The sequence below is a fragment of the Marinomonas rhodophyticola genome (assembly GCF_026113935.1).
In the GTDB taxonomy this organism is placed as follows: Bacteria; Pseudomonadota; Gammaproteobacteria; order Pseudomonadales; family Marinomonadaceae; genus Marinomonas; species Marinomonas rhodophyticola.
On record NZ_JAPEUL010000009.1, the window covers coordinates 379498 to 392993 of the forward strand.

13 protein-coding genes and 2 pseudogenes are annotated in these 13496 nt (G+C 45.7%); 11 read left to right on the top strand and 4 right to left on the bottom strand.

The features are described 5' to 3' along the window. Positions 1-41 precede the first annotated feature (41 nt). Positions 42-2027 carry a methyl-accepting chemotaxis protein gene (locus ONZ52_RS16180; protein WP_265219743.1) on the bottom strand — a complete coding sequence of 662 codons (1986 nt, stop codon included), beginning with the start codon at positions 2025-2027 and terminating at the stop codon, positions 42-44. Positions 2028-2197: 170 nt separating this feature from the next. Further along, positions 2198-2947, bottom strand: coding sequence for a DeoR/GlpR family DNA-binding transcription regulator (locus ONZ52_RS16185; RefSeq protein WP_265219744.1), 750 nt, complete (start codon positions 2945-2947; stop codon positions 2198-2200). A gap of 128 nt (positions 2948-3075) precedes the next feature. On the opposite strand from ONZ52_RS16185, the gene ONZ52_RS16190 reads away from it, so the two are divergent. The 9 genes and pseudogenes from ONZ52_RS16190 to ONZ52_RS16225 all read left to right on the top strand — a co-directional run bounded on the left by ONZ52_RS16190 (position 3076) and on the right by ONZ52_RS16225 (position 10142). Then, positions 3076-4053, top strand: coding sequence for an ABC transporter substrate-binding protein (locus tag ONZ52_RS16190; protein WP_265219745.1), 978 nt, complete (start codon positions 3076-3078; stop codon positions 4051-4053). 50 nt (positions 4054-4103) lie between these two features. Then, positions 4104-5787: pseudogene (locus ONZ52_RS16195) on the top strand (ABC transporter permease). Further along, a pseudogene (locus ONZ52_RS24840) lies at positions 5775-6213 on the top strand (ABC transporter ATP-binding protein); the annotation flags it as partial. The pseudogenes ONZ52_RS16195 and ONZ52_RS24840, both read left to right, overlap by 13 nt. A gap of 165 nt (positions 6214-6378) precedes the next feature. Beyond that, the gene (locus ONZ52_RS24845) at positions 6379-6819 is read left to right on the top strand and encodes a TOBE domain-containing protein (RefSeq protein WP_321160375.1); all 441 of its coding nucleotides are present in this window, start codon (positions 6379-6381) and stop codon (positions 6817-6819) included. Further along, positions 6816-7916 (top strand): MBL fold metallo-hydrolase, encoded by a 1101-nt coding sequence (locus tag ONZ52_RS16205; protein WP_265219746.1) that lies wholly within the window; start codon positions 6816-6818, stop codon positions 7914-7916. Before ONZ52_RS24845 ends, ONZ52_RS16205 begins: the two co-directional genes overlap by 4 nt. After that, positions 7900-8136: a histidine phosphatase family protein gene (locus ONZ52_RS16210; protein ID WP_265219747.1), complete on the top strand. Its 237-nt coding sequence runs from the start codon at positions 7900-7902 to the stop codon at positions 8134-8136. Before ONZ52_RS16205 ends, ONZ52_RS16210 begins: the two co-directional genes overlap by 17 nt. Next, positions 8105-8452: a histidine phosphatase family protein gene (locus ONZ52_RS16215; RefSeq protein WP_265219748.1), complete on the top strand. Its 348-nt coding sequence runs from the start codon at positions 8105-8107 to the stop codon at positions 8450-8452. The genes ONZ52_RS16210 and ONZ52_RS16215 overlap by 32 nt, the downstream gene beginning before the upstream one ends. Further along, positions 8449-8901, top strand: a complete 453-nt coding sequence (locus ONZ52_RS16220) for a phosphatase domain-containing protein (protein WP_265219749.1) — start codon at positions 8449-8451, stop codon at positions 8899-8901. The genes ONZ52_RS16215 and ONZ52_RS16220 overlap by 4 nt, the downstream gene beginning before the upstream one ends. Before the next feature lie 80 nt (positions 8902-8981). Beyond that, a complete protein-coding gene (locus ONZ52_RS16225) occupies positions 8982-10142 on the top strand; it encodes an aldose 1-epimerase family protein (RefSeq protein WP_265219750.1) in 1161 nt (386 codons plus the stop codon). On the opposite strand, the gene ONZ52_RS16230 is transcribed toward ONZ52_RS16225, so the two are convergent. Both ONZ52_RS16230 and ONZ52_RS16235 read right to left on the bottom strand, forming a co-directional pair. Continuing rightward, positions 10111-10521 carry a gamma-glutamylcyclotransferase family protein gene (locus ONZ52_RS16230; RefSeq protein ID WP_265219751.1) on the bottom strand — a complete coding sequence of 137 codons (411 nt, stop codon included), beginning with the start codon at positions 10519-10521 and terminating at the stop codon, positions 10111-10113. The genes ONZ52_RS16225 and ONZ52_RS16230 overlap by 32 nt on opposite strands. A 134-nt stretch (positions 10522-10655) precedes the next feature. Continuing rightward, complete coding sequence (locus ONZ52_RS16235; protein WP_265219752.1) at positions 10656-11732, bottom strand: bifunctional transcriptional activator/DNA repair enzyme AdaA; 1077 nt, start codon at positions 11730-11732, stop codon at positions 10656-10658. Between the two features lie 229 nt (positions 11733-11961). Between ONZ52_RS16235 and ypfH the strand changes: the two genes are divergently transcribed. Both ypfH and ONZ52_RS16245 read left to right on the top strand, forming a co-directional pair. Continuing rightward, the gene (ypfH, locus tag ONZ52_RS16240; RefSeq protein WP_265219753.1) at positions 11962-12579 is read left to right on the top strand and encodes an esterase; all 618 of its coding nucleotides are present in this window, start codon (positions 11962-11964) and stop codon (positions 12577-12579) included. Between the two features lie 86 nt (positions 12580-12665). Further along, positions 12666-13433 carry a transporter substrate-binding domain-containing protein gene (locus ONZ52_RS16245; RefSeq protein WP_265219754.1) on the top strand — a complete coding sequence of 256 codons (768 nt, stop codon included), beginning with the start codon at positions 12666-12668 and terminating at the stop codon, positions 13431-13433. Positions 13434-13496 lie beyond the last annotated feature (63 nt).

Genomic DNA, 13496 nt, shown 5'->3' on the forward strand with positions numbered 1-13496 from the left:
TGATGGTGACATCATCATGGTTTTTAACGCCATTTAGACGTTTATTTTAACGCGTTTAATCGTTTAGCGATGGCGTCTATTTCTTGGCTCATACGACTAAGCTGGCTGGAGTCACTGGCATTACTGCCAGTCAGCTCCTGCAAACGTGACACGAACATGCTGAGATCCTGTGACACTTTTTGCTGTTCGCCCGCTGCCACAGAAATCTGTGTTGCTTGATCGGTAATTTGCGAGAACGCATCGACGACCTGCTGCAAATGAGCCGCGGTAGACTCTGCCGTTGCCACTGCTCGTTCGGTTTCGCTGTGACCCAATTCCATGGAGCTGACAGACTCTTTTGATGCCACTTGTAGGCGTCCTAGAACCTGCTCTATTTCCACGGCAGAGCTCTCACTTTTCGCCGCAAGATTACGCACTTCGTCGGCGACCACAGCAAAGCCTCGGCCTGTTTCACCCGCTCGTGCGGCTTCGATAGCGGCATTAAGTGCCAATAAGTTGGTTTGTTCTGCAATGTCACGAATCACACTTAACATGCCGTTCGCGCGGCGGCTGTCTTCGTCTAATTGCAGGATGTTTGTTTGTGCTTGCGTCATGGCGCTGGTTAAGGAGCGCATTGTCTCAATCACTGTGTTCATTTCTTTGCCGCTATTGCGCACGTCTTTGTGGATACGCTCAACGGTTTCTTTGGTTTCGTTGGCGTACATGGCAACATCGTGAGAGGTGGCACCGAGTTCTTCCGTCGCCGCAGCTAAAGTCGTATTTTCATCGCTTAAACTGTTGGCTTTATTGAGGAAGTCATTACTGAATTTGCTGAGACGTCCCGCATCAGCGACCAGATTGGCTGACTCGGTGTGAATTTGTTCGAGTAATTTTTTCAATTTATCGCCATACGCATTTACCGCTTGGCGAAGATCTCCTAATTCATTCAATTTACCCACGGTAAGTTCTTGGGTGCTGCCGCCGTCGGCCAGCTCTTGAATTTGAGCTGTCGTTTGAGTGATTTGACCAAGTAAGCTACGGAAGAAAGAAGCGGCTATAATACTTACGATGATCAACAATGCACCGATGACAATCATCAAAAATAACCCCATGCTTTGCGCTATTTCCGTCATTCTTTCTTTTGGTACGACTAAACCAATGGTCCAGCCCGTCTGTGGATGCTTGATTAAGTCGACATACGCTGCGCCATTCAAGATGGCGTCGTGATCAAGAGCGATGACTTTTTCGGTTTCGCTTATTTTTCCCAGTGCTGGCTTTAACCATGGGAGCTGATTGCCAAGTTCCGTTGCCGTTAACATGCTACCGTCGCTTTTCACCAAGTTGGCTTTATCTTTCGGAAAGCTAAGTACCTGCCCTGTTTGGTCAATGGCGAAGACATAACCCTGATTTTCGGCACCATAAAGCTCAAGTGCTTTGGTAATGCCATCGAGCATCATATCGACCGTTGTGACACCGGTGAACGTGTTGTTTTCCTTCATTGGGATGGTACACGTCACCATAGGAATATTAGTGACCGGATCAATGTAGGCTTCCGACCAAGCACAGCGATTGACAGGCGAGGTTTTACCAACAGTGTACCAACCTTCATTGTGATAGCCAGATCCAGCTGGATCATTATAATCGTCCAAATAACTCATCTTAGAGCCGTCGCGTCCCCAGAAGAAACTACGTCGCTCCGTTCCCGGTGTAAACGCAGAAGGCTCTGGCCAGATACCACCTCCGGCGATACTTTTGTCATCGTGGTTATTAATGATGTTGGGAAAGACTTGTTTGAATAGCGCGTCGTCTTTGGGGAGTTCAGTGCTGGCTAAAGCGAGGGTGCTGGTGAGTAATTGGATTTTTTCTAGCTTGGCGCTGAGTAACTCGGTCAGTGCTTTTTGGTTTACTGAGATTTGTCTTTGTCGTTCGGCGGTGAGATCGGGTTTTACTTTCGTTTCTATTACAAGGTAAATGCTAGCAAGTGCGAGTAAGAGTATGGCGATTAAGCCAATATTTATTTGTTGTCGAATTCTCATCGGTGACGTCATAACAACCTCAATTTTTGCAACTTGGGTAAGGGTATATAAGACAATAGTCTTATATAAACAAAGAGATCAAGCGCATTTTTTGCACAAATTGTAACAATCGTACTTGGTAGCTCTGCATTCATGCGCTTAAATCCATTTTTAGTGTCTCTTCATTTCAATACGAGATTCGCTTAATACAATATCTCTACACCCTGATAATGCAGCATGCTCAATAGAGACGACGATGGCTTTTGATCAGTAATGACACAGTCATAATCACTCATTTTCCCCCATAAACAGCGTGATTCTTTTTCAAACTTTGTGCTATCGATAACCAAAACCCGATAATGACAATGTTCAACAAGGGCTTGTCTTGCCATAACCTCATCATCAGTGAAATCAAATAAACTGCCGTGTTTATTGACAGTTGCGACGGAAAATATCCCAATATCTGCTCGATAGCGTTGGAAAAACATCATGGCATCGCCCCCGATAACATCTTGATCTCGCATTCGCACTCGTCCGCCTGAAATGGTCAGCTCACAGTCTGGGTGTTCGCATAAGTTGCGGGCAGCATGCAAATTGGTGGTCATGACTTGCAAGCCTTGAAAGGCGTTTAATTGGCTGGCGACTTCGGCGACGCTTGAACCACTGCCTAGAAAAATAGATTGGTAGTCCGCTATTTTGCTAATGCATAAACTCGCGATATGTTTTTTACCTAGAGCATTACGAATTCGCCGTTGATCAAAGCTGATATTTTCTCGGTGGGGAAAAGGGATCACTTCTCCGTGACTGCGAAGCACTAAACCTTTTTCAGCTAAAATTCTAATGTCTGAGCGGATAGTTTGGACCGAGACGCCAAATTCATCTGCAGTGGATTGTAGGGTTTGTCGTCCATGTTTGTTTACCCATTGAACAATGTCATAGTGGCGTTTATTCATATGATACGGTTCTTAACCTCAGCTCTCGAAACGAAAGCAAACCATTACTAAACGAAAGTATTTCGTCACTATAATGTCAAAATATGTCGGTATTGTTGCAACTCCCTTATCGAACAGAGAGTTTTCACATGACCGTTAAGAAGACATTATTACTGTGTGCTGCGTCACTGATCTTTCCCTTATCTGCTCTAGCTCAAGATGTTTTGACCTTGTATACCAGTCAGCCAAACAAAGATGCGCAAATGACGGTGGATGCGTTTGAAGCCGCTAATCCAAATATCAAGGTAGAATGGGTTCGTGATGGCACAACCCAATTGATGACTAAATTACGTGCAGAGTTGTCTTCTGGCGTGGTGAAACCCGATGTATTGCTTATTGCCGATAGTGTCACTATGGAATCCATGGTGAATGAGGGTTATTTGCTTCCATATATGAGTCCTGAGCGAGATCAGTACGAAAAGAGCTTGTACAGTGAAGAGGGCTATTATTACGGCACGAAACTGATCACCACAGGCATTGTTCGTCATAAACAAGCGCCACAACATCCAACGGATTGGGCCGATTTCGTCAAGCCTGAATACAAAAATCAAGTGTCGATGCCAAGCCCTTTGTATTCTGGTGCCGCACTGATCCATCTTGCGACACTAACCGATGACAAATCACTAGGCTGGAATTATTTTGAGCAATTACATGCCAACCAAGCGATGGCGCAAGGCGGCAATGGCGGTGTATTAAAAGCAGTGGCATCAGGGACTAAGCCTTATGGTGTGATTGTCGACTTTCTGGCCATCCGTGAAGCAGAGAAAGGTTCACCGATAGAATTTATTTTTCCTAAAACGGGCGTCACCATGGTGACGGAACCTGTCGCCATCATGAAAGAAGCCAAAAACAAAGAAGCAGCGAAGCGCTTTGTGGACTTTCTCTTATCGAAAGAAGGCCAAGCTTTGGTGCTAGAACAGGGTTATTTGCCAGCTCGACGTGATATTGGCGTACCTGAAGGTTTTCCTAAGCGAGAGAATATTCAGTTAATGCCATTTGATGCGGCAAAAACGCTTGAAAATAGCGAAGCGAATAAAGAGCGCTTCAGTAAGATCTTTGAAGGTTAAGCAAGATGACACCTTCGTTATTAAAAAGACGTTTCATGGATGGAGTCTCCATGGATAGCCAGCTACGCTGGTTGTCCATTGGACTCTTCGTATTGATCGCAACGTTAAGTGTTTTACCAAGCCTGCGTTTATTGGTAGAAGCCTTAAGTCATGCGACTTTTTCTACGTCTTCTCCTATGGCAGAAGTACTCAGAAGTGAACGAACTTGGACGGCATTACGCAATAGTTTTTACACCTCAGGGTTAGGGACACTCATCGCGGTGATTTTAGGCTGCGGCTTTGGCTTTGTGGTGACGTTAACGAATATTCGTGGTCGCGCCATTTGGGTGTTTTGTTTTATGTTGCCGATGATGATTCCGCCACAAGTGACGGCATTGAGTTGGTTGCAACTGTTTGGCCCAGCGAGTCCCAATTTTAAACACGCTAGGCATCGCGCCTGCGTTGGGCAGCCCACAGCCAATGTATTCGGCGGAAGGTATTGCTTTACTGCTTGGTATACAAAGTGCGCCCTTGGTGTTTTTGGCACTGCGTACTCAACTTATTTCCTTACCGCAGGATTTATTAGAAGCCGCCCAACTATCTCGTGCTTCTCAATTGCGAATTTGGATCGATATCATCCTGCCTTTGTGTCGCAGTGCGATTATCGCTGGCGCCGCGTTAGCCTTTGTTTCTTCTCTGGGTAATTTTGGTATTCCGGCGATGTTAGGGATTCCAGCGGGTTACATCGTTTTACCCACCTTGATTTATCAGCAAATGGCAGGCTTTGGACACGATATGCTGAGCCAAGTGGCGGGCTTGTCGATGATGATTGCATTGTTGGTGTTGGCGGGCATGTTGTTGCAGCAATGGCTACAGCAACGTAGTTGTTATGCCTTGTTAGGTCACACCGCGCAGTCGCTGTCTTTCCGTCTTAAGCAATGGCGTTTGCCCCTCGAAATTCTCTTGGCCTTGGTATTGTGTTTTATCTTGGTCGCACCGCTATTTGCTTTGATTGTCAGTTCATTAGTGCCTGCTCTCGGCATGCCATTGAACGCGGATACCCTTACTTTTGCCGCGTTTTACGAAATGATTGGGCGGCAAGGCGTTACGGCTAGAGCTTTTGAGAACAGTGCGTTTTTGGCTTTCTTTAGTGCCTTAGTCTTGATGCTGGTGTCTTTGCCATTAGGCTATTTGTTGATGCGTTTGCCAATGCGAACCAGAGCGGTGATTGCTAGCTTGATCGAAGTGCCTTATGCCATCCCTGGCATTGTATTGGCCATCGCTTTTATTCTGTTGTTCGCCAAGCCTTTGCCTTTTATTGAGGTCAGCTTGTACGGCACGTTGGGTATTATTTTCTTGGCGTATCTGTCTTGTTTTTTGAGTGTCTGTTTGAAGCCAGTATTAAGCGCTATGTCTCAGCTTGACCCCGCTTTAGAAGAAGCCGCTCAGCTTGCCGGTGCAAGGCCGATACAGCGCCTGATAGACATCATTTTACCGCTCACTGCACCGGCCTTTTTTGCTGGCGGCTTATTCGTGTTTTTGATTTCCATTAATGAACTGACGGTGTCCGCTTTGTTGTGGAGCGCAGGCAATGAAACCCTCGGTGTATTGATTTTTAATCTCGATGAAAGTGGCGACAGTGTGTTGGCCTCGGCCATTGCTGTGCTGGTGGTTTTGCTGGTCGCAGGGCTAATGAGTTTATTGAGTCTGTTTGCCCCTCGTCTGCCCAAAGGAGTGATTCCATGGCACGGTTAATATTGGATGGTGTTGAAAAATCTTTTCATGGCGCACCAGTTGTAAAAGGTTTGAACTTAACGATTGAACCGGGTGAGTTTGTCGCCTTACTTGGGCCAAGCGGTTGCGGTAAATCGACCATTTTAAGAATGCTGGCAGGATTTGAGAAGGTTTCAGGTGGTCAAATCAGTCATGGCGATGACTGTCTTTCGAGTCTCGACGCGTCACGTACCAACCGAAGAAAGAAACTTCGGCATGGTGTTTCAATCCTATGCACTTTGGCCGCACATGACGGTGAAAGAAAACGTCGGCTATCCGCTTAAAGTACAGAAAATACCGACGGCAGAACGCAACAAGCGAATTAAAGACGCTCTGGAAATTGTTCAGTTGGAAGAATACGCAGATCGTTTGCCAGCGCAACTCAGTGGTGGTCAGCGCCAGCGTGTGGCGTTGGCGCGTAGTTTGGTCACCGAGCCAGATGTGGTGTTGTTTGACGAACCGCTTGCCAACTTAGATAGACATTTGCGAGCGACGATGGAAGAAACCTTCCGTGCCTTTCACAAACGCACTTGCGCGACCATGGTGTATGTCACCCACGACCAATCCGAAGCCATGTCATTGGCCGACAAAATTGCTGTATTGAATAAAGGGCAGTTAGTGCAATGGGGAACACCTCAGGAACTGTATGCAAGACCAAGAAACACTTGGCTAGCGAATTTTATTGGTCGAGGTTCTGTGTTGTCAGTGGCTGCTGTTGCGCCTGCGCAATACGTGAGTGGTACCAATTTGCACGCGTTGATTCGTCAGCATTCGCCAGACAAAGCGGCCAGTTCTGTGCTCGTGCGTCCACAAGATATTCATTTCGTCAGTGCGGACGATTCAGCACTGGCTGTTAGTGTGCACAGCTGTATTTTTCGTGGCGAACGTTACGATATTGAATTGACACTAAAGGATGGTCAGCGCTTACTCGCGTACAGCGATGTACCGATGACGCGAGAAAGTCAGCATCAGGTTCGTCTTGGGCAAGCTTGGTCGCTTGAGAGTGAGTCATGAAGGTTAGCATTGATATTCTAAGTGGCGTAGGACGGAAAACCGCTGCCGCGATTTTGGTGACCTACGAGGCGGACCACCAGTCAAAACCGATTCGCTTTTTGCTCGACGCGGGCGGTGCGTTAGAGGTGGGCGAAGACAAAGGCTGGACGCAACCAGATCACTTAGACGCGATTTTTATTTCCCATGATCATCAAGATCATATGGGCGGTTTGATCGATATTGATTGCCAAGTTCCGGTCTACGCCACTTCATCCGTTCAGCAGCAATTGCCATCGCATTTGAACCTTCATTCCTTGCCGATTTGTGGTACGACAAATGTGTCTGGCATTAAGGTGACAACCGGTTCGGCTGGTCATTCTTTCGGCGGCGTGTGGTTGCATCTTGATGTGGGCGATGGTGTATTTTACAGCGGCGATTTCAGCCTCGAATCGTGCTTGTATCCTTTTACCATGCCACCACAAGCGGATGTGGCTTTGCTCGATGCGTCTTACGGCTTGTACGATAATTCACTGGAGCAATGCAAAAACGCCTTGTTGCATTATCTGAAGGACGAGCGCGCCTTACTGATGCCCGTTCCGCAAACAGGACGAGCCTTAGAAATGGCCTGCTGGCTAACTTCCCAAGGCTTCTATGATTGGACATTAGGTGAAGATTGCATTGCACCGGAAACGGTGTTGGCTGGGCCTGAAGACTGTGTATGCGCTGAGATTCGTCCTGTCTTGGAAAGCATGAAAAGCCAGCCGTTCAACCCTAACGCCAAAGTGGTTTTATGTGGTGATCCCGATGGGTTGAGTGGCGACTCCGCTGTGTTATTGCAACAACCAGAGCGATATTTGCCCGTTTATACTGGGCATTTGCCGGAACACGCTCGTCAGGCCGTGAGCGAAGACAGAGCGCATTTTGAACGCTGGAATGTGCATCCGCGTAAGCAAGATCTAAAACGGCTGGTGGATCATCTTGGTTGTCGCGTTTGTGTTCCGCTTTTCCACACCATAAAAAATTTAAACGAGTGGCGACAGGCTCTGAGCTCAAGCGTTACTGTAGATTCTTATATTGAGTTAGAGTGTATAGAGTTAGATTATGACCTTAATACCTAAGCCTTTTGTCTTTGCTCGCCATGCGCAGAGCGAGTTTAACGCCGCGTTTCGTATTGGTGGTTTTACCGACAGTCCGTTAAGCGAAACCGGAATTCAACAAGCCAAAGACGCGGCGCCAATATTAAGCGCCATTGATTGGAGTCTTGTGGCAACCAGTACGTTACAACGCACCCAAGAGACCGCATTACATGCGGTACCAAAAAAACATTATGGCTTATGAGCAACTTAAAGAGCGCAATTGGGGCGACCTTGAAGGTTGCCCAATAGAACAACAATTACCTTATGACGTGACGCCGCCTAATGGTGAATCTTGGCAAGACTTCGAGGCTCGTGTGCTTACGGCATTGAATGAGATTCTAAGCGAGCATTCGTGGCCTCTGATTATTGCGCATTCTGGCGTTTATCGAGTGCTCAATAATGTCATCAACGGCACGCCTTATTGCCCAAGAATCGGCAATGTGACGCCCATTGCTTTTGTACCCAGCCAAGACGAAAACGGCTGGAAAATCACCCCGTTTAAAGGAAGCTTTATATGATACCAAATGCCGTAATTGTTGATTTAGATGGCACGCTTGCCGAGTTTGATCACACCAAGGTTGCCCATTGGGTGCTTGGTGCAGAAAAGCATTGGGACCCTTTTTTTGAGTATATGAAACATGCGCCAGTGATCGAAAATGTGCTTCGTTTGGTGACTATTCTCAAGCAGCAAGGGCAACACATTTTGATTTGTAGCGGACGTCCTGAATCTCATAAACAGCATTCACTTGAATGGATTCAAAAACACCAAATTCCCTGTGATGGTATTTATCTAAGGCCTGATAACGCCGATGCGGTACCAGACGAGGATGTTAAAAAAGCGTTGTTGGAGAAAATCCATGAAGATGGTTTCACACCTTGGTTGGTATTGGATGACCGTGATGCGGTGGTAAAAGGCTGGCGTAACTTAGGGCTGACTTGCCTACAGTGCGCGCCAGGGGATTTTTAAGCTGCAGATTTTATCCTCATAGCTAGCCTTGTCATCTGGCTCGCGTTAGCATGAGGAAATTTTTTCTTGGAGCCTAGTTCATGTTTCAACTTGTTCTTCTTAGTCATCAACAGCACATTGATGTGGGTAATTTGTCACTTAACGCTGAGTTAATGGGATTGCCGAAAGACATTCCTATCAAGGTTCAGCAAACCTGTTTGGTAGGGGGAAAGCAAGAAGGATCGCGTCTGATCACCTTGACCGTGGGCGATTCCATTGTACGTGTGGTACCGACGCGTGGCATGGCAGTGCTTGATGTGGTCCGTAAAGGTATTCGCTTTGGCTGGGATTCTCCTGTGAAAGAGGTGGTTCATCCTAGTTTCGTGAATCAAGAAGCGTCTGGTGGCTTGGGCTGGTTAGATGGTTTTAACGAGATGATCGTGCGTTGTGGTTATCAGTGGGCAGGGCATCCCGGTCAAGACGGCGATGAGTTTTTGACCTTGCACGGTCGCATTCAGAACACGCCTGCTGACGAGGTGATTTTAGAGGTTGAGCAAGTGCCGCCTTATCGGGTGACTTTACGTGGTCGAGTGGATGAAAAGCGTTTCAAATTTACTAATTTTGAACTGCAAACGGTATTGTCATTAACGCCAGATGAGCCTTATTTATTGGTTGAAGATACCTTAACCAATAAAGGTAGTTACCCGCGCGAATTTCAAGCGATTTATCACAATAACTTTGCTCAGCCGATTTTGGAAAATGGCGCACAACTGCATGTTCCCATAGCTGAATTATCGCCTTTTAACGACTACGCCGCTGGCGGTTTGAGTGATTGGAATCAGATGCCTGCGCCAACTAAAGACTTTGACGAAATGGTGTTTAACATTCGTCCTATCAGTGACGAGAAAGGTTTTTCTTATGCCTTATTACATAACGCCAACGCGAACTGTGGCATTGAAGTGAGTTATCAAACCGATACCTTGCCAGTGCTTACCGTGTGGAAAAATACGGACACACTGGAGCAAGGTTATGTGGTGGGAATCGAGCCGGGCACTAGCTTTGCTTATAACCGTTCTTATCAGCGCGAGTTAGGCTTGGTGCCAACCATTGATGCGGGTGAATCGAAACACTTTGTGGTGCGTTTTGGCTTGTTAACGGATGAAGATCAAGTCCAAGCAAGTGTGGCAAATATTACCCAATTACAAAGTGGTCAAATGGCTCAAGTGTTGTCTACGCCGATTGTGTGCCTTGGTGAAAAGTAGCGGTGCGGGAGTACCGCTCCCAATCGCCCGCTTCCATATAGGGTGCGTGGTCTAGGGATTTATTATAAACATAGATCCAACCTCGGCCATAAGGTGAGAAAACGCGTTTTCTGATGTATAAAGAACTCTCTGGCGCTTCTGGATCATAGCCTTCTAGTTGATCCAAGGCCGCCAGTATTTCATCAGATACATCGTACCATTCGACTCGGATTCGACCACTTTCATCATGGGTAGATGTAATGCCTGGAAAGTCGCCTAGATTGTGCATGCGAAACCCTGTCAGCCAACCAAGACCAATGCGTTTGCACTCAGCCAGTAGCTCATGATTTTCAAGCCCCTCACGAAGCGTCCCATATACTGCAACAATATTTGTCGGCATGTTGAATTCCATCTAAGTATAATCAAAGTGCACAAGATGAACTGGTAGCGACAGCATTTCAAGAGCGCTTAGAGGAAATTACATTGCCATGACACAACCTTGATGTATTCATGAAACTACAGGCATTTTAACGATTAATCTCTGCTATCTCTGACGCTATCGCAATGTGTTTTTTCATGATCAAGCAGCCAGCGTTTGCGCTCTAATCCACCCGCATAACCGGTTAAGCTACCGTCTTTACCAATTACTCTATGACACGGAATCACAATTGCTATGCGATTCATGCCATTGGCTCTGGCGACGGCGCGAACGGCTTTGGGGTTATTTAACCGTGTGGCTTGTTCTTGATAGCTGGCGGTTTCTCCAAATGGAATCGTGCTAAGGGCTTGCCAGACAGCATTTTGGAAGTCGGTTCCTGGTGTATGAAGCGGCACGTTGAATGTACTGCGTGTGCCAGCGAAGTATTCTTCTAGCTCTTTTTTTAATTGCTTAATATGGGCATTTTCGCCAGTGATGATTTTGGCTTTGAGGCGACGTTGTAAGTCTTCAAACTCGGTTTCTAACATGCGTCGGTCAACAAATTCCAACAAACAGATGCCTTGGTCAGTGGCGCAGACAAACATAGGGCCAATGGGCGTTGTCAGTCTATCGATTAAAATCACAGCATTCTCCAAATTTAGGGTCGGCGCATGGCCAAGTAATTTTTTAAAAGTGTACCCGAAACCACTTAAAGAATCGTAGCCAGAATCTAACGCGGTATTGGTGGCGCTTTTGCCTGTCTTTAATTCTTGAAAGGCATAATTAATCCGATACATACGCTGAAAAGTTTGAAACGTCATGCCGTAATGTTGATTAAACCAACGGCGTACAAAGATGGGCCGTATTCCTGATTCTCTTAGTTCTTGGTCGGTGATTTTCGCCTTAGTACAGTCTCGCACAAGGTTCATTGCCGCTTGTACTTCATAAGGTGCTTCATGAGCGTTTTCAGTGGGGCGACAGACTTTGCATGGGCGAAAGCCTGCGTCCATAGCGTCTTTGAAATGTGTGTAAAACTCTACATTTTCACGCTTTGGTTTGCGCGCCCGACAGGTGGCAATACAAAAAATCATTGTGGTTTTTACGCCGACAAAAAACACACCAACATAGCTTGGTTCACGGTTTAGTAAGGCTTGATAATAACCATCGGCTTGTTTTTCATCTGTTATTAACATGCGTTTATTCCGTTGTTTGAATGACTGAAAGAGTGTCTATCAGTTAGGTTAGCTTGATTCACAATTTAGCGACAACCGAAAACTGGACGAGTATTTTTTATTGTTTTGAATTGAACGATGGATTATTTCCAAATACGAAATAGAAGCTTAAGGAATAGCTTGTATATCTTGTTTTTACAGAAGAATAGAGTATTTATCCTATTTTCTAACTTTTTCCTAAGGATGCATCATGCCTAATACTCTTGTAATACAGGAACCCAATTCATCGACGCGTCTGTTTTTATTATTTCATGGTGTTGGAGCCACACCGCAGAGTTTGGCTCCTTTGGGTCAGATTTTGGCTGAAGCCATACCGAATGCGTTCATTGTGTCGATACAAGCTCCTGATGTGTCTGATTTTGGACAAGGTTATCAATGGTTTTCTGTGCAAGGCGTAACAGAAGAAAATCGTGTTGAACGTATTAACACTGCCATGCCAGCTTTTGTCGAAACAGTGAAATATTGGCAACAAAAAATAGGCTTAAGTGCGGAAAAAACCACTTTGATTGGTTTTTCTCAAGGGGCGATTATGTCATTGTCTTCGACGCAAATGGTCGAGGAAAAATTAGCTGAAAAAATTGTTTCCTTATCAGGTCGCTTTGCTACATCACTCATTAAAACCCCAATAAATAACACACAGGTGCATTTTATCCATGGAAATCAAGATACTGTGATTGACTATCGCTTATCTAAATTAGCTTATGACGCTCTGATCAATGGTGGTGTCATGAGTACTTACGATCTTATCCCTCAACTTGCTCACAGTGTGAATCAAGCGGTGGTGGATTGCTTGTTAGAGCGTGTATAACGGTATGGTTTTGCAGAATAAAAATTGAAAACATGGCATAGCAAATGCTTATATATTCGTTTCATTCTTATGTTAGGTACACTGTTATGAAGTTCACCGCGTCGTTTTTATTGCTCGTGTCCACCATGGCTTACAGTGCTATTGCACAAGCTGATCGTTTAGAAGATATCAAAAAACAAGGCTACATCACGGTGGGAACCACGGGGGATTACAAGCCATTTTCTTACTACGATGGCAGTACTTTTTCTGGTTATGATATTGATGTCGCAAAGTATTTTGCCTCAGAAATGGGCGTGGAAGTGAAATTTGTACAAACCACTTGGAAAAACCTTATAACGGATTTGAAGGACGATAAGTACGACATTGCAATGGGTGGCATTACGCGTCGGACTTCTCGTCAAATGGAAGCGGATCAATCGCAAGGCTATATGACTTTTGGCAAATGTTTCCTTGTGGCGACGGGCAACGTGGCTCGTTTTGATACGTTAGAAGAAGTCAATCGCCCTGAGGTAAAGGTTGGTGTAAACATCGGTGGAACCAATGAAAAATTTGCCGACCAATATCTGAGCAAAGCCACCATTATTCGTTATGAAAATAACCTAGATGTCCCTAAAGCCGTGGAAGCAGGAGACGTTGATGTGATGGTGACAGAAACCCCAGAAGCACTATATTACCAAGTAGTCAACAAGCAACTAGAAGCCTCACGAGCGAATGATCCTTTCACTAAAAGCCAATTTGGTTACTTGATTCCAGCGGGTGAGCAGCGTTTATTGAATACGGTGAATTTCATGATGGAGGAAATGACATTAAAAGGTATCGATGAAACCTTGATGGTGAATAACTCGCTTAAATAAGTCATTTCTTATCGGCCCAACGTATTGTTAAAGGTGACGCTGGGCCGGTTTTTATTTCTCCGC